Raw genomic sequence first — 15,927 nt, 5'->3', positions numbered from 1 at the left:
CACTCCGCATTGCGCGGCGCGGATATTTTCCGCGCGGCGGTGAATGGTGCGCGAATTTCGCGGGAGACATCATGGATCCGAAAGAGGACAGGCCCCTGCGGTCCCGGCGCGACGCCGACCGCGCGACGCCGCCGCGGTCCCGTCCCGCCGACTCGCCCGGGACGCCCTGATGGCGCGCGCGGCGTTCACCGCCGACTCGCCGTGGGTCCGGCGCTCGCCCCGGCACGCCCCGGCGGTGCGGCTGGTCTGCGTGCCGTACGGCGGTGGCGGGGCGTCGGTGTACCGGGAGCTGGCGGACCTGCTGCCCGACTCGATCGAGGTGCTGGCGCTCCAGCTGCCCGGCCGCGAGGACCGGTCGCGGGAGGACCCGCCGGCGGACCTCCGCCGCCTGGTGCGGGCCGCCGCCATCGCGCTGCGCCCCTTCTGCGCGGGGGACTACGTCCTCTACGGGCACTGCGCCGGCGCGCTGCTGGCCTACGAGGTCGCGCTGGAGATGGGGGAGCGCTTCGGGACGTGGCCGAGGCGGCTGATCGCCGCGGCCCAGCCCGCGCCGCACCTGCCGCCGATCGGACCGCCGCTGCACGAGCTGCCGGACGACCACCTGCTGGAGGTGGTGCGGCACCGCGGCGGGCTGCCCGACGCGGTGCTGGCCAACGCCGAGCTGCTGTCGTTCCTGCTGCCCGTGATCCGGGCGGACTTCACGCTGTGGGAGCGCTACGAGCACCGCCACGGGGACCGGGCGCTGCCCTGCCCGGTGACGACCCTCCGCGGCCGGGACGACGCGGTGGTGGGCCCCGAGCTCTGCGCGCCCTGGCGGGAGCGCACCACGGGCGGGTGGGACCACCACGAGGTCGACGGCGACCACTACTTCATCAACCGCCTGGCGGACAGCACCGCCCGGGTCCTCGCCCGGACGACGTGGGGAGAGTGAGCACGATGGTGGACAACGGCTCGGGAGCGAGGGCGCCGGGGCAGGACCTGGCGGCGATCGGCCGGCTCGCCGGCGCGGTGCGCGGGGTGCGGGAGGCCGTGGCGGTCGCCGACCGCCGGGTGCGGTCCTCCGCCGCGCCCGCCGGGCCGCCCGCCGAGGCGCCCCCGATCGCGGGCACCCCGGTGCCCGGTGACCGGCCGGCGTTCAGCGCCGGACCGGAACCGACGTACCCGCGGGACGCGGTGGGCACGCTGGCGGAGGGCCTGCTCAGGGCCGCCGAACTGGTGCCCGGTCGCGGCACCACCTACGTGTCCCACGACGGGAGCACGGACCGGCAGACCTACGCGGAGCTGCTGGACGAAGCCCTGCGCGCCCTCACCGGGCTCCGCGCCGCCGGGCTGGGGCCGGGCGACGCGGTGCTGCTCCAGTGCGCCGACCCCCGCGCGTTCGTCACCGGCTTCTGGGCGTGCGTGCTCGGCGGCGTCCTGCCGACCCCCGTCGGCCCCGCGCCCGACTACCGCTCGGACAACGCGGTCACGCGCAAGCTGCACGCCGCGTGGCAGCTGCTCGACCAGCCGCTGGTCCTCACCGACACGGGCCTGCGGGACCGGGTCGCCGGTCTCGGCGCGCTGTGGGGGGTGGGGGACCGGCTGCGGGTCGCCTCGCTCGCCGAGCTGACCGCGGACGTGCCCGCCGAGCCCGCCACCACGCACCCCGACCAGCCGGTGCTCAACCTGCTGACCTCCGGCAGCACCGGCACGCCGAAGTGCGTGCGGCACGCCAACCGCTCGGTCGTCGCCCGCAGCTACACCTCCGCCCAGGTCAACGGTTTCACCGAGGACGAGGTCACGCTCAACTTCTTCCCGCTGGACCACGTGGGCGGCATCGTGATGTCCAACGCGCGGGACGTCCTGCTGCGGTGCGAGCACGTCAACGCGCCCACCGAGACCTTCATCCAGCGCCCGGTGGTGCTGCTGGACTGGATCGACCGGTTCCGCACCACCAACTGCTGGGCGCCCAACTTCGCCTACGCCCTGGTGAACAAGCACAGCGCGGAGATCGGGGCGGGCAGCTGGGACCTGTCGACCATGCGCCACATCTTCAACGCGGGCGAGGCGGTGGTGGCGCGCACCGCGCACCGGTTCCTCGAACTGCTGACGCCCCACGGCCTGCCCGCCGACGCGATGACACCCGGCTGGGGCATGTCGGAGACGAGCTCCGGCGTCACCTACACCAGGATGCACGCGGCGGACCCGGGGGTGGGCACGGTGTCGCTGGACCCCGGTTCCCTGGACGGGCAACTGGTCGTGGTCCCGCACGGCACCCCGCGCTCCGTCGTGCTCACCGAGGTCGGCCCGCCGATCCCCGGCGTGTCCCTGCGCGTGGTCGACGAGGACGGCCGGGTCCTGCCCGAGGGGCGCGTGGGGCGGCTGCACGTCGCCGGGAACACCCTGATGCTGGGCTACTACCGCAACGAGGAGGCCAACCGGGCGGGCTTCGTCGGCGACGGGTGGTTCGACACCGGCGACCTCGCCTTCCTCCGCGACGGCGGGCTGACCCTCACCGGCCGCGAGAAGGACCTGGTCATCGTCAACGGCGCCAACTACCCGGCCTCGGACATCGAGGCCGTGGTGGAGCAGGTCGCCGGGGTGCGGCCGGCGTGCGCGGCCGCGTGCGGCGTCCACGACGAGGAGACCGGCACCGACGCGGTGCTGGTGTTCTTCGTCCCGGCCGAGGACACCACCGGCGACCTCGACGGCACGGTGGCGGCCATCCGGCAGGCGGTGTCGCGCGAGCTGGCCATGCGGCCCAGGGCGATCGTGCCCGTGACCGCGGCCGAGTTCCCCCGGACGGCCAGCGGCAAGATCCAGCGCAACCTGCTCCTGGACGCCTACCGGGACGGCCGGTTCGACGGCAGGGAGCACGACCGGACCGCCGACCGGGGCGCGGCGGACGAGGAGTGGGTGCTCAGCCGCGCCTGGGAGCCCGTCGGGACCCCGGAGCCGGTCGTCGACGACCGCCCGGTCCTGCTCTACGCGCCCGCCGGCAGCGCGCTGGACGAGCACCTGGCCCGCCTGCTCCCCGACGCGCGCGTCGGGGTCGTCACGCCGGGGGAGGCGTTCCGGGTCGTCGGGCCCTGCCGGGTGGAGGTCGACCCGCTCGACCCCGCCCAGCACGACCGGGCGCTGGCGCACCTGGTCCGCGACCTGGGCGTGCCGGGCCGCGTCGTGCACGCCTGGGAGAGCGGCGCGGTCGCCGGCTCGGCGGACCACGACGTGACTGCACAACCGGTGGGTTCCAGCGCCGCGGCCACCCGCGCGGCGGACCACGACGCCCCGGTGGCGGGTCTGGTGGTCGGCCTCGCCGCGCTGTCCCGGGCGGTCCCCGACGTCGACGTCACGGTCCTCACCCGGCACGCGCTCGGCGTGGACCCCGCCGACGAGGTCGAAGCGGGCCGCACGGCGCTGACCGCGCTCGTCCGCAGCGCCGCCGCGGAAGGCACCGTGGGCGCCGTCCGGCTGGTCGACGTGCCGCCCGGCGCGGACGAGGCGGAGACCACGCGGCTGGCGCTGGCGCGGTACGGCACCGACCTGGTCGGCGTCCGGCGGGGCACCGGTCACGCGCCGCGCCTGCGGCTCGTCGACCGCGCCGACGAGCTGGGCATCCCACGGGAGGTCCTGCGGCCGGGCGGCACCTGCCTGGTCGTCGGCGGTCTCGGCGGCCTGGGCCGGATCGTCTCCGAGTACCTGCTCGCGAGCGTGGGCGCCCGGCTGCTGGTCACCGGCCGCACGCCCGGGGCGGACCTCGCCCGGACCGGCGCCGACGCGGTCCTGGCCGACCTGCGCGACCTCGGCGACGTGCGGTACGCCGCCGCGGACGTCGCCGACGCCGCCGCCCTGGAGGCCGCGGTGGCCGGGGCCGAGGAGGAGTGGGGCCGGCCGCTGGACCTGGTGATCCACGTCGCGGGCGCGTCGGCCGCTCCCCAGTGGACGGACCTGGCCTCGCACGAGCTGGTCCGGGAGACCGTCCCGTGGCTGCGGACCATGCTGCACTGCAAGCTCGCGGGCGGCGCGGCGGTCGAGTCGCTGCTCGACCGCCGCCCCGGCACCGCGGTGGTGCTGTTCTCGTCGGCCAACGGGTTCTTCGGCGGGAGCGCGTTCGGCGCCTACGCCGCGGCCAACGCCGCGCTGGACGGCTTCGCGCACCGGTGGGCGGCGCGCGGCCACTACGTCCGCTGCCTCGCGTGGAGCATGTGGGAGGGCGTGGGCATGAGCACCGGCAGCCCGCTCGCCGCGGCGGCGCGGCGGCGCGGCCTGCGCCTGATCGACCCCTCGGAGGGGCTCTCGCTGCTGCTCTCGGCGCTGAACCAGCCCCACCCGTACGTCCTCATCGGCGCCGACGCGCGCAACACCCACGTGAAGCCGCACCTCGCGGCCGACCAGTTCGAGGGCGGCAGCACCGTGGTGGCCGTGGTGCCCGACGGGTCGGCCGACCCGGAGGCCGTCCGCGCGGACGTGGCGGGCGCCCTGGCCGAGCACGGCGACCTGGTGCAGGTTCTGGTGCTGCCGCGGATCTCGAGGGACGCGGCCGGGGCGCCGGACGTGGTCCGGATCCTGGCGCACCGCGACAGCGAGCGGCGGGTGTCGCGGTACGCCGCGCCGGAGGGGCCGACCGAGGCCGTGGTGGCCGGCGTCTTCGGCGAGCACCTGGCGCGGGGGCGGGTGGGCCGCGACGACTCGGTCTTCGGCCTGGGCGGCGACTCGATCAAGGCGATGCAGGTGGCGGGCGCCCTGAGCGAGCGCTTCGGCCGGGCCCTGCCGGTGCCGATGCTGTACGAGCACCCGACCGTCCGCGAGCTGGCCGCCGCGATCGACTCGACGCCGGTGGGCCAGGGGTGACGGTTCGGGGGTGACGGCCAGGGGCCGCGCGGGGTGTCAGCCCCGCGCGGCCCACCGGATCGCGCGGATGATCTCGTCCCGGTGCTCGGTGAGGAAGAAGTGCCCGCCGGGCCGCTCGACCAGCGTGAAGCCCCCGGTGGTCATCTCGCCCCAGCCCCGCATGTCCTCGGCGCTGCCGTCCGGGTCGTCGTCCCCGCACCAGCCGAGGATCGGGCAGTCCAGCGGCGGGCCGGGGACGTACTCGTACCGCTCGATCAGCGAGAAGTCCGACCGGATCATCGGCAGCACCACGTCGAGCAGCTCGGCGTGGCCGAGGATCTCCTCCGAGATGGCCCCGTAGTCGCGCAGCACCCGGAGAAACGCGGCGCGCGGCAGGTCGGACACGACCGTCCGGGGCAGCGGGATGGGCGGGGCCGGGCGACCGCTGACGAACAGGTGCCCGGCGGGCCGGCCCAGCTCCCGCAACCGCCTGGCCACCTCGAACGCGGTGATCGCGCCCATGCTGTGGCCGAACAGCAGCGGCCGGGTGGCCGAGGCCGCGATTCGCGCCGCGACCTCGGCGGCCATGCTCCCGAGGTCCGTCGCCGGGGGCTCCGCCATCCGCACGCCCCGCGCGGGGAGCTGGACGGGCACCAGCTCGACCCCGTCGGTGAAGGCGCCCGCCCAGGACGAGTAGAAGGCCGACGTGCCGCCCGCGAACGGGAAGCAGTAGAGGCTCGCGGTCGCGTCGCCGAGGCGGAACCGGTCGTCGAACCAGGGGCCCGCCGCGACGCCCGCCGGGAACGGCCGCGGGCGGGTCATGCGATCGACCGCCGGGCGGCCCCGGCCCGCGCGGTCAGCCGCACCGGCATGCTCTTGTACCCGGCGACCTGGTTGGACGCCAGGTGGACCGGTTCGCCCGCGAGCTCAACGGCCTCCACCGACTCCAGCAGCTCGTCGAGGAAGATCCGCAGGCCGAGGTTGGCCAGCCCGGCGCCGATGCAGTAGTGCGGCCCGACCCCGAACGCGACGTGCTTGTTGACCCTGCGGGTCGCGTCGAACTCGTACGGCCGCTCGAACACCCGCTCGTCCCGGTTGGCCGAGCCCAGCCACACGCTCACCGGCTCGCCCTCCCGGATGGTCCTGCCGTGCAGCTCGACGTCGCGCAGCGCGTACCGCATGAAGTGGCTGGCGGGGGAGGCCCAGCGCAACGCCTCCTGCACCAGGGGGCGCCGCAGGTCCGGCGACTCGCGGGCCGCGCGGTACTGCCCGGGGAACTCGGCCATCTTCTGCACCAGCGTGGACGCCACGTGCGGGGTGGTGACGTTCGCGCCCAGCAGCAGCGCGTAGCAGTTCAGGATCAGCTGCTGCTCGGTCAGCGGCGCCTCGTCGTAGTCCATCGACCGCAGGATGCCGATCAGGTCACCGGCCTCGTGGTCGGTCGCCTGCCGCCGCCGCACCTCGTCGCGGAAGAACGAGAACAGCTCGTGGTGCGCCTGGCGGAGGGTGGCCTTCGACTCGCCGGTGGAGTAGTCGGGGTCGTCGTAGGCGATGGTCATCGTGGTCAGGTGCGACATCCGCCGCCAGTTCTCGCGCGGCAGGCCCATCAGCGTCCCGGTGAACGCCATGGGGAACAGCAGCGCCGCCCGCGCGACGTCGAAGACCCCGCCGTCGAGCGCGGGCTCCAGCATCTCGCGCACGATCCGGCGGATCGGCTCCTCCTGCGCGGCGATCGCGCGGGGCGTGAGCGCGCGGTTCACCGGCTCCCGGAGCTGCCGGTGCCGGGGCGGGTCGGTGTCGGGCATCATCTCGTCGGACGCGAAGTCCGGCATGCTCAGGTCGATGATGCACAGCATGGTCCCGCGCCGGGACGTGAACGTCTCGTGCTCGCGCAGCACCCGGGAGACGTCCTCGTGCCGGGTCATCACCCAGAACGGCTCGCGGCCGTCGGCCGGGTCGCAGTGGTGCGCGGGGTCGTGCTCGCGCAGGTGCGCCCACAGCGCGTGCGGGTCGCCTTCGGCGTAGAACCGCGAGCTGAGCACGTCGGCCGGCTCGTGCTCCAGCGGTGCGAACGGTGGCCGGGTGATCCGCACGTCACGCCCCCCGCCGGAGTTCGGTCAACCGGGTGTCCACCTCGCGGGCCAGTTCGGACACCGCCGAGGCCCGGTACAGGACGCGGACGGGCAGGCGGACGCCCAGCTCCTCCTCGATGGCGTCGAGCAGCGCCATCGCCGACAGCGAGGTGCCGCCCAGCACGAAGAAGTCGTCGTCGGGGCCCACGTCGTCGATGCCCAGCACGCGTCCGTAGAACTCCGCGACCTGCTTGCTCGCGCCCTCCTCGCCGTCTCCCCGGCGGGCGGCTGTGCTTGAGGCTGAGTGCATTCGGTTCCACCTCTTACGACTTGCGGATCGGTTGACGCCCGACGCGGTCGCGCCGGTCGGAGAGGGGGGTCGCGGTCATCGCCCACCGCCCGCGAAGCTCTCCCGCCAGCCCTGACCGGGGTTCGCCGCGGCCACGGAGCGGACCACGTCCAGGTGCTCCCAGACCTTCTCGAACCCGTCGGCGTAGGCCGCGAGCACCGGGCCCGCCGCGGGGTTGAGCTGCCGCCGTTGCAGGCACAGGGTGCCGTCGACGGTCCGGCAGCTGACCGGGAACCGGTCGGCGACGTCGTCGAGGCCGGCGCCCGGCGGGCGGAACGCGGGGTGGGCGGGCAGCGGGGCCACCTGGTACCGGGACACCGGGACGCCCTCGGCCCGCAGCACGCGGTGCAGGGCCGCGCGGACCGCGGCCGGCTCGACCCCGCCGAGGCCCAGCTCCTCCGGCACCAGGCGCAGCCGGATGATGTGCCACGCGTGGGAGCGGTCCGCGGGCACGTGCGGGACCCGGAGCCCCGGCAGCGCCGCGAGGCGGGTGAGCAGGTCGGTGACGGCCTTGTGCCGGTCCTCGGCGCAGGAGGGGAACCGCTCCAGCTGGGAGCGGGCGAAGGCCGCCTGCACCGGGCCGAGCCGGGCGTTCCCGCCCGGTCCGTGCGCGATGTAGGTCCGGGTGCGCACCGGCTCGTGCTCGCCGAAGTTGCGCAGCGCGAGCGCCGCCCGGCGCAGCTCGTCCGAGTCGGTGGTGATCAGGCCGCCCTCGCCGCACGTCGGCAGGTTCTTGCTGGGGTGCAGGCTGAAGCAGCCGGCCAGGCCGAGGGCGCCCGCCCGCCGGCCGCGGTAGGCGGCGCCGTGCGCCTGGGCCGCGTCCTCGACCACGACCAGGCCGCGCGCGTCCGCCACGCCGCCCAGCTCGTCCACGTCGGCGGGCAGGCCGTGCAGGTGGACGGGGAGCAGGGCCGCGGTGCGGTCGGTCAGCGCCTCGGCCACCCGGTCGGGGGCCAGGGTGAAGGTGTCGGCGTCGATGTCGGCGAACACCGGCTCGGCGCCGCACTGCCGGACGGCGTGCGCGGTCGCGTTCATGGTCAGGGCCGGGACGACGACCTCGTCACCCGCGCCGACCCCGGCGGCGGCGAGCGCGACCTGGATCGCCGCGGTCCCCGAGCCGACGGCCACGCAGTGCGCGACGCCGACGTGCCCGGCCCACTCCCGCTCCAGCGCGGCGACCTCGGTCTCCCCGGCGGCGGACGCCGTCAGCCTGCCGCCGCGCAGCACCCGCAGCACCGCCCGCTCGTCCGCCGGCGTGACGACCGGCCACGCCGTCGCCGCGTCGTGGTCCGCGCCGGCCGGCACCGCGCGCGGCCCGCCGAGCATCGCCAGCCTGCTCACGACCCACCCCTGAGCAGGGTCTCCAGGCGCCGCAGGCACTGCTCCCAGTGCCCCAGCAGCCTGCCGCCCAGGTCGGTCACCCGCGCCACGTCCCCGCCGTGCGCGGCCGAGACCCGCAGCCCGGTCCAGCCGTGCGCGACCAGGTCGACCCACCGCGCGGCCTCGACCACGTCGGGCCGGTCCAGGCGCAGGCCGGCCCGGGTGAGGAAGGTGCTGTGCAGGCTCGCCTCGGCCTGCGCGGGCCAGCCGAGCACGTAGAGCTCGCGCAGGGCGCGGTCGCCGTCGCGGCGGACCCGGTCGGGCAGCTCCTCCAGCACGCGCGCCAGGAGCGCGGGGCCCTGCGCGGGATCGCGCATCGCCGCCACGTTGTCGCGCACGACCTCCCGCAGCCACGCCGGGTCGAGCTCGGGCTGCGGCCCGTCCCGCCGGACCTCCAGCCACCGCCAGGCGGGTGGGTCGCCCGCGAAGAACGGGTCGCTGTCGTCGTGGAGGCTGATCGAACTGCGCGCCTCGGCCAGCACGGCGCGGTCGAGCTCGCCGCGGAAGGCGGGCGGCATCGGGTCGACCACCCGGTAGGTGCCCGCGCGCTCGTCGTAGCCGGTCACCACGACGAGGTGGGCCGCGTGCACGTCGTGGTAGGCGGGCCGGAACGGCAGGTGGTAGTTGTTCACCGCGACGACGGGGCACACGTCCTCGTCCAGCGCCGCGACGAGGTCCCGGTGCGCCCGCTCCCCGTCCGTCGGGCTGTGCCAGCGCAGCGTCACCGGGTGGTTGAGGCAGAAGTGGTCGCCGAGCCGGTCGCCCGCCGGGTGGAAGTACTCGACCGATTCGACGGGGCCGGTGGGCGCGGTGAACCGCCACCCGCTGCCGAGCGCCTGCACGGGGTCCCACCCGGCGTGCTCCAGCACCAGGCCCACGTCCACCTGGAGGCAGCTGCACAGGTCGTCGTACCAGGGGAGGAAGGAGACGGCCGCGGTGGTGGTCATCGAATTCCCCCGGAGAAAGGCGACGGATTTTCGGTGGTGTCGGCCGGATTTCGGATTTCTGATGCTAGGCAGGGCCCGCCCGGGTGGGCAAGCGCGCCCCGGCGTTGTTCAACTGCCCGAAACGGGCGGTTGGACATTTCCGGGCCGCCCGGTTTCGTTTCCCCCGGACCTCAGCGGACCGTCTCCGCGGTGATCGCGAACACGTGCAGCGCGGGGTTGTCGGGCAGCCGCAGGGCGTGCACCGGTTCCCGCCGGGTCACCGGGACGCGCACCGCCCACAGCTGCCCGCCCAGGTTCTCCTGGCGGTGGTGCGGGTAGTGCATCGCGGTCGAGCGCAGCGCCTCCACCTCGCCGAAGTGGGCGTGCGCGGGCCAGAAGTCGGAGACCCGCAGCCACTCGGGGTCCACCGCGCCCGAGGCGTAGTGGACCATCGCGACCTCCTCGCACCTGCGCTCGGAGGTGGCCAGCAGGTGCAGCCAGTCCGCCTGGACCGGCGGCAGCCGCACCAGCTGGCCGCCGCAGCGGACGTTGTCCGGTCCCGCGCCGCGGCCCGGCAGCACGAACGGGATGCCGCCGGCCGGCAGGACGTGGTCCGGTGCGCTGTCGGCGGGCAGGCTGTTGCCCCACACGTTCAGCCGGCCGGCGTGCGGGTCCGACCGGGTCGTGAACGCGGTGTTGTTCAGGTGCGGTGTGAGGTCGACCGGGGTCGTGGTGTGCGTGCGCTCCACTTCCGCGGGTACGTGTCGCGTCACTGCTTGACTCTTTTCTGGTCGGGTGGTCTGATGTGCGCGAAAATGCGCTCGTGCGGATCTCCGGGCGGCCCCTCTTCGATGTGGGTCAGTATTCGACCGGTGGCGCCGGATGTCCACGGCGTCGGGATCGGAAATGCGCGGTGAGGGCGCCGGTCGCAATTCGCTATCCTGGGCGGGCCGGAATCGTGGTGGGTCGCGGGACGAGGGAGGGCGTGTGACGATCACCTGGGACCAGGTCCGGGCCTGGCGCCTGCGGAGGCAGTTCCTGGAGCCGCGGACCGACGCCGACGGCGTGGCGGTCGTCAGCCGGTTGTGCGGCGTGCAGGCCCAGGTGAAGTCCTCCGCGGCGCTGACCGCGCTGCTGCGCCAGGCGGAGCCCAGGCCCGAGGACATCGAGGGCGGCCTCGCCGACCGGGTGCTGCTCAAGACCTGGGCGATGCGCGGCACCCTGCACCTGCTCAAGGGCGACGAGGCGGGGGACTTCCTGTCGGTCATCGCCTCCGCCCGCACCTGGCACTCGCCGCCGTGGCAGCGCGAGTTCGGCGCCACCCCGGCGGAGGTCGAGGCGCTGGTGGACGCGGTCTCGGCGGCCCTGGACGGTCGGGTGCTCACCCGCGACGAGCTGGTCACCGCCGTCGCGGCGGACCGGGGGCTGGCCAAGATGGAGGCCCAGCTGCGGTCCGGCTGGGGCGCGATCCTCAAGCCCCTGGCGTGGCAGGGCGCGCTCTGCCACGGCCCGAGCCAGGGCGCCAAGGTCACCTTCGCCCGGCCGGGCGACCTGGTCCCGGGGTGGCGGGGGCTCCCCGAGCCGGAGGAGGCGGCGCCCCGCGCGATCGCGGCGTACCTGGGCGCGTACGGCCCGGCGACCCCGGACGCGTTCAACGCCTGGCTGATGCGGGGCGCGCTGAGGAAGACGCCGCTGCGCGGGTGGTTCGCCGCCCTGGGCGACCGGGTGACCAAGGTCGACGTCGAGGGGCAGGAGGCTTACGTCCTGGCCGAGCACGCGGACGAGCTGGCCGGTGTGGAGCCGAGCAGGTCGGTGCGGTTGCTGGGGGCCTTCGACCAGTACGTCCTGGGGCCGGGTACGAACGACCCGCAGGTCCTCGCGCCCGAGCACCGCGCGAAGGTGAGCCGGGCGGCGGGGTGGATCGCGCCGATCGTGGTGGTCGGGGGGCGGATCAAGGGCGTGTGGGAGCAGGTGGACGACGCGGTGGTGGTGTCGATGTTCCCCGGTGCGCGGAAGCCCGCGATGGGTGCGCTGCGGGCGGAGGTCGAGCACCTCGCCAGGGCGCGCGGCACCCGCGTGCCGGAGGTGCGGGTCTCGTAGCGGTCCGGTTCGCGCCGGGGGCGAACCGGGGAGTTGAGCCGGGGCTCGCGTCGGGAACCGAGCCGGGGCTCGCGCCGGGTGCTCGCGCCCGCCACGCGTCAGGAATTCGAGCCGGCCTCGCGTCGGGGGATTGACGGTGCCGAGTCGGATTTGGCATGGTCTGAACCAGCTAGTGAGAGCGCTCTCACAACTGTCCGGGGCGCGCGGCTCATCCCTGTTCGCCGTGCGCCCTCCCTGTGGACGAGGAGGAATCGCGTGCTCATGACAACGTTGACGAGGGTCGGCGCGGTGGCCGCCCTGCTGGTGAGCGGCCTGGCCGTCGCCGCGCCCGCGCAGGCCGAGCCGCTGTCCCCGGGCCTGGTGGCCTCGATGCGGGACGCGTTCGGCCTGACCGAGCAGCAGGCCCGGACCAGGATCGCCCGGGAGGCGACCGCGACCCGCCTGGCCCCGGACGCGCGGAGGGCCGCCGGCGAGGCGTTCGGCGGCAGCTGGTTCGACGCGGACGCGGGCGCGCTGGTCGTCGGCGTCACGGACGAGGCCGCCGCGAAGCGCGTGCGCGCCACCGGGGCGGAGGTCCGGGTCGTCGAGCACACGGCCGCCGAGCTGGACCGGGTGAAGGACCGGGTGGACGCGCTGTCCCGGGCGGGCGGGGTGCCCGCCGCGGTGGCCAGCTGGCACCCGGACCCGCGCAGCGGCGCGGTGGTGGTCAACGTCGAGGCGGGGACGCGGTCGCGCGAGGTGGCCGAGTTCCTCGACCGGGCCGCGCGGCTGGGCCCGATCGAGGTCAACACCGAGGGCGTCACGCGGCCGGTGCCGTTCGCGGCCGGCACGGTCGGCGGCGACCCGTACTACACGGGCAACGTGCGGTGCTCCATCGGGTTCTCGGTGCACGGCGGGTACGTCACGGCCGGCCACTGCGGTGGCACGGGCGCCCAGGTCTACGGCTGGGACCGGTCGTGGCAGGGCCAGTTCGCGGGCTCCTCGTTTCCCGGCAACGACTACGCGTGGGTCCGCACCGGCGGCGGGTGGTGGAACGCGCCGGTCGTGCTCGGCTGGGGCACCGTCAGCGACGCCCTGGTGCGCGGCTCGTGGGAGGCGCCGGTGGGCACGTCGGTGTGCCGGTCGGGCTCGACGACGCGCTGGCACTGCGGCGTCGTGCAGTCCCGCAACGAGACCATCCACTACGCGCAGGGCGACGTGCACCAGATGGCCGGCACGAGCGTGTGCGCCGAGGGCGGCGACTCGGGCGGCTCGTTCATCACGGGCGACCAGGCGCAGGGCGTCACGTCCGGCGGCTACGGCAACTGCTCGTCTGGCGGCCGGACCTGGTTCCAGCCGATCAACGAGATCCTGTCCACCTACGGGTTGAGGCTGCTCACGGCCTGATCCCGGCGCGGTGGGCCCGCTCTCACGGGGGTGGGCCCACCGCCTGGCCGCAGGCCCGCGGGACGCGGTCGGGGAGGACGCTGACCTCCCCCCGGGTCCAGGAGACGAGGAAGTCCTGGGTGCGCCACGGGACCTCGCCGGTGTTCATGAAGCGCATGAGCTTGGAGTGGGGCGCCCCGGTGATCCGCGCCACGGCCAGGTGCTCCACCAGCGGGGAGTCGGGCAGCGCCAGGTCCGGCACGTCGGAGGCGTGGAGCTCCGCGTAGGGCAGGAACACCAGCGCCAACGCGTCGGCGGGCAACGTGCCGTACGACGAGGCGGCGGTACCGCGGCTGTGCCGGTACACGGCCGTGGCGAAGTCGCGCTCGTGGGACGCGTACCAGCGCGTCGGGTCGATCCACGGCCGGGGCGCGGCCATCAGCGCGTCGCACAGGGCCGGGAGGTTCATCGGCAGCCCGTTCGCGTGCAGGTCGCCCATGCGGACGGCGAACGCGCGCAGCGATCCGGTGAGCACGGCGTCGGCCAGGTAGAGCACGTGCGGGCCGAACTTCTTCACCAGTTGCGCCGGGCCGGTGTTGCCCGCGATTCCCCACCACGGTTTGCGCTTGCGCCACTTGGACAACGCCGACCTGTGCTGGTCGCACAACCGGGCCTGGACCTCGCCCCAGGCGTCCACGCGGCGCTGGTCCGCGCCGACGAGGTGCCGCCCCAGGCTCGACAGCAGCAGCCACGCCGAGTCGTTGCCGTCGCGCAGCTCCGCGTCCAGGGCCGAGGCGACGCCCCGGTGCAACGCCTCCAGGTTGCCGGGCGCGCTCTGGTACATGAGGGTGTGCAACGCGTCGTCGCGGGCGCGCATGTCCTCGAACGTGCGGTCGCCGACCCAGCAGTGGAACCTGTCCTCCACGTCACCCGCCACGGCCGAGCGCACGGCAGCGGAGGCGATGTCGTCGATCACGTCGTACGCGGGCTGGGTGTACTCGAGCGCCCGCGCCGCGAACCCCCGCGACCAGGAGGTCTCCTCCCGCTCCTCGGAGACCGGGGCGAGCACCAGGCGCAGCACCTCCTCGGCGCCGCCGTCCACGTTGCGGTCGAACAACTGCAACACGATCTGGGCCACGACGTCCCACTCACCCGCCAGCACGTGGGGGCGCAGTGCCGGCCACAGGCGCTCCGCGCTCGGGTTGGTGCGCACCAGGTACTCCGCGGCGAAGTACTCCAGGAACGTCCGGTGCGTGAAGCCGTAACGCGGCTCGGTCTCCGTGGCGCCGACGTCGGTGAGGATCCACGCCCGCCCGGTGCAGAACTCCAGGAACTGCTCGGTGGTGCCGATCGCCTCGTCCTCGTCGAACTTCATCGCCACCAGGCGCTCGACCAGCAGCCGGACTATCCGGTGCCGCGGCAGCGCCTTGCCCGACTCCTCCGCGCTGAACAGCTTCCAGGCCAGGTACTGCACGGCGCCGCGCAGCCTGCCCTGGAACTGCATCGGCATCGCGATGCCGCGCATCGAGTCCCACTGGTCGAAGAGCATCACCGCGCAGCGCTCGTAGACCTGGGCGAGGTTGCGCGGGATGTAGTGCTCGCTGGAGTACATCGCGCACAGCAGGGTCAGCAGGAGCGGGTTGGCCCGCAGTTCGGCGACCTGCCCGCTCTCCCGGAGGAACGACACGGCCATGGACGTGCGCTCGCCCGCGGCGGTGGCGGTGTCCAGCGCGAACCACCGGTGGGCGTACTCCTCCACCTGGCGGACCGACATGGGGGACACCACCCCGACGGTGAACATGCTCCGGTCCAGCGGCGCGTCGGCGTAGCCGATCCGGCGTGCCGTGACGATGACCGGCACCTGCGGGTACCGGCTCGCGAAGCCGTCCACCAGTTGGACGACGTTGCGCCGCAGCTCCGGGCTGACCAGCTCGTCGAGACCGTCGAGCAGGACCACGGCGCGCCCGCTGTTCAGCAGGTACTCGATGGCGTTGGGCGGCGCGGCGAGGTTGTAGGGATCGGCGCAGATCTGCTCCAGGTGGTGTGCCAGGCCGCGGCCGCCCTGGCGGAACGCGGTGGTGAAGTTGCGCAGCACCATGAGGAAGGGCACCCGCCCCGCCGCGCCGGCCACCCGGTCGGAGGCGATGTCGTGCGCCAGCTTGGCGGCCAGGGTGGACTTGCCCGCGCCGGGGTCGCCCAGCACCACCGACCGCCGCCCCGGTAACACGAGTTCGTCGAGCAGCGGCGCCTTCGAGCTCTCCTGCTCCGGGCGCAGCATCGGGGCCACGTACAGCTGGTCGTAGGGGACCGAGCGGTTCTGCCCCAGGTGCGGCAGGCGCATGTGGCGGTGCACGGAGACGACCTGCGTCCGCAGCTGGTCGGCGAACTCGTGGATCCTCGTCAGCTCGCCCACGAGGTTCAGCAGGCGCGAGTTGGCGGCCGCGGTGGCGGTCCTGTGCGCCGACGCGGCCGCGGCGGTGGCGTCGAGCGTGCTGTGGCTGCGGTGCTCCGCGCACCAGTCGGCACCGACGACCACCGAGTCGAACACCACGTCGGTGGCCGTGAGCAGGAGGTCCGGGCGCAGCCCGGCCCACCGTTTCAGGCCCAGGCGGAGCTCTTCGCGGATGGACGCGGACAGCAGGCCGGGGGTCCGGTTCGTGGTGTACTCGACGATGTACCGGAGCACCGCCTCCTCGAACGCCGGCGACCGCAGGTAGCGGGCGAGCCCGGTGACCTCCTCCCCGTTCAGCTCGGCCACCAGGTCGTCCGCGACCGCGACCGGCGCCAGCGTGCGCGCGTCCTTGCGCAGCGCCCGCCGCTGCTGGTGCGTCCTGGCCACGCCGAACAGCTTCTCGCCGGCCTGGGCGACAGTGCGGCCGATGGTCGCTTCGATCCCTGCCATCGCGTCATCATCCCGCACCCGATC

11 protein-coding genes are annotated in these 15,927 nt (G+C 74.8%); 4 read left to right on the top strand and 7 right to left on the bottom strand.

The genetic code is table 11. The annotated features are described in order from the left end of the window. Positions 1–169 precede the first annotated feature (169 nt). The gene (locus Q5530_RS30545; RefSeq protein ID WP_415366287.1) at positions 170–931 is read left to right on the top strand and encodes a thioesterase II family protein; all 762 of its coding nucleotides are present in this window, start codon (positions 170–172) and stop codon (positions 929–931) included. A gap of 5 nt (positions 932–936) precedes the next feature. Further along, the gene (locus Q5530_RS30540) at positions 937–4,830 is read left to right on the top strand and encodes an SDR family NAD(P)-dependent oxidoreductase (RefSeq protein ID WP_415366349.1); all 3,894 of its coding nucleotides are present in this window, start codon (positions 937–939) and stop codon (positions 4,828–4,830) included. Positions 4,831–4,866: 36 nt separating this feature from the next. Here the strand turns inward: Q5530_RS30540 and Q5530_RS30535 are convergent, their stop codons facing one another. From Q5530_RS30535 to Q5530_RS30510, 6 genes are all read right to left on the bottom strand, one after another. Continuing rightward, positions 4,867–5,631 carry a thioesterase II family protein gene (locus Q5530_RS30535; protein ID WP_415366286.1) on the bottom strand — a complete coding sequence of 255 codons (765 nt, stop codon included), beginning with the start codon at positions 5,629–5,631 and terminating at the stop codon, positions 4,867–4,869. Then, positions 5,628–6,902: a cytochrome P450 gene (locus Q5530_RS30530; RefSeq protein ID WP_415366285.1), complete on the bottom strand. Its 1,275-nt coding sequence runs from the start codon at positions 6,900–6,902 to the stop codon at positions 5,628–5,630. The genes Q5530_RS30535 and Q5530_RS30530 overlap by 4 nt, the downstream gene beginning before the upstream one ends. Position 6,903: 1 nt before the next feature. Beyond that, the gene (locus Q5530_RS30525; RefSeq protein WP_415366284.1) at positions 6,904–7,191 is read right to left on the bottom strand and encodes a phosphopantetheine-binding protein; all 288 of its coding nucleotides are present in this window, start codon (positions 7,189–7,191) and stop codon (positions 6,904–6,906) included. 75 nt (positions 7,192–7,266) lie between these two features. Further along, positions 7,267–8,571: a DegT/DnrJ/EryC1/StrS family aminotransferase gene (locus tag Q5530_RS30520; protein ID WP_415366283.1), complete on the bottom strand. Its 1,305-nt coding sequence runs from the start codon at positions 8,569–8,571 to the stop codon at positions 7,267–7,269. Then, the gene (locus tag Q5530_RS30515; protein ID WP_415366282.1) at positions 8,568–9,557 is read right to left on the bottom strand and encodes a BtrH N-terminal domain-containing protein; all 990 of its coding nucleotides are present in this window, start codon (positions 9,555–9,557) and stop codon (positions 8,568–8,570) included. Before Q5530_RS30515 ends, Q5530_RS30520 begins: the two co-directional genes overlap by 4 nt. 170 nt (positions 9,558–9,727) lie before the next feature. Then, a complete protein-coding gene (locus tag Q5530_RS30510; RefSeq protein WP_415366281.1) occupies positions 9,728–10,309 on the bottom strand; it encodes a hypothetical protein in 582 nt (193 codons plus the stop codon). Positions 10,310–10,523: 214 nt separating this feature from the next. Here Q5530_RS30510 and Q5530_RS30505 point away from each other — a divergent pair, with 214 nt between their 5' ends. Together Q5530_RS30505 and Q5530_RS30500 are read left to right on the top strand one after the other, a co-directional pair. Further along, complete coding sequence (locus Q5530_RS30505) at positions 10,524–11,636, top strand: winged helix DNA-binding domain-containing protein (protein ID WP_415366280.1); 1,113 nt, start codon at positions 10,524–10,526, stop codon at positions 11,634–11,636. Between the two features lie 261 nt (positions 11,637–11,897). Beyond that, positions 11,898–13,022: a S1 family peptidase gene (locus Q5530_RS30500; RefSeq protein ID WP_415366278.1), complete on the top strand. Its 1,125-nt coding sequence runs from the start codon at positions 11,898–11,900 to the stop codon at positions 13,020–13,022. A 22-nt stretch (positions 13,023–13,044) separates the two neighbouring features. Here Q5530_RS30500 and Q5530_RS30495 read toward each other — a convergent pair whose 3' ends face one another. Then, positions 13,045–15,903, bottom strand: coding sequence for an NACHT domain-containing protein (locus Q5530_RS30495; RefSeq protein WP_415366277.1), 2,859 nt, complete (start codon positions 15,901–15,903; stop codon positions 13,045–13,047). Positions 15,904–15,927: the final 24 nt, after the last annotated feature.

Origin of the sequence: Saccharothrix sp. BKS2 (assembly GCF_047689505.1) — a bacterium.
Classification (GTDB): domain Bacteria; phylum Actinomycetota; class Actinomycetes; order Mycobacteriales; family Pseudonocardiaceae; genus Actinosynnema; species Actinosynnema lopnurensis.
Note: the sequence above shows the minus strand (reverse complement) of the source record. Positions and strands in the feature narration are given on the sequence as shown.

What these genes read in the sequence shown, in the direction of transcription:
- Q5530_RS30500 (WP_415366278.1), top strand. Translation starts at nt 11,898, where the DNA reads ATGACAACGTTGACGAGGGTCGGCGCGGTGGCCGCCCTGCTGGTGAGC.
- Q5530_RS30525 (WP_415366284.1), bottom strand. Translation starts at nt 7,191, where the DNA reads ATGCACTCAGCCTCAAGCACAGCCGCCCGCCGGGGAGACGGCGAGGAG.
- Q5530_RS30540 (WP_415366349.1), top strand. Translation starts at nt 937, where the DNA reads ATGGTGGACAACGGCTCGGGAGCGAGGGCGCCGGGGCAGGACCTGGCG.
- Q5530_RS30495 (WP_415366277.1), bottom strand. Translation starts at nt 15,903, where the DNA reads ATGGCAGGGATCGAAGCGACCATCGGCCGCACTGTCGCCCAGGCCGGC.
- Q5530_RS30545 (WP_415366287.1), top strand. Translation starts at nt 170, where the DNA reads ATGGCGCGCGCGGCGTTCACCGCCGACTCGCCGTGGGTCCGGCGCTCG.
- Q5530_RS30535 (WP_415366286.1), bottom strand. Translation starts at nt 5,631, where the DNA reads ATGACCCGCCCGCGGCCGTTCCCGGCGGGCGTCGCGGCGGGCCCCTGG.
- Q5530_RS30515 (WP_415366282.1), bottom strand. Translation starts at nt 9,557, where the DNA reads ATGACCACCACCGCGGCCGTCTCCTTCCTCCCCTGGTACGACGACCTG.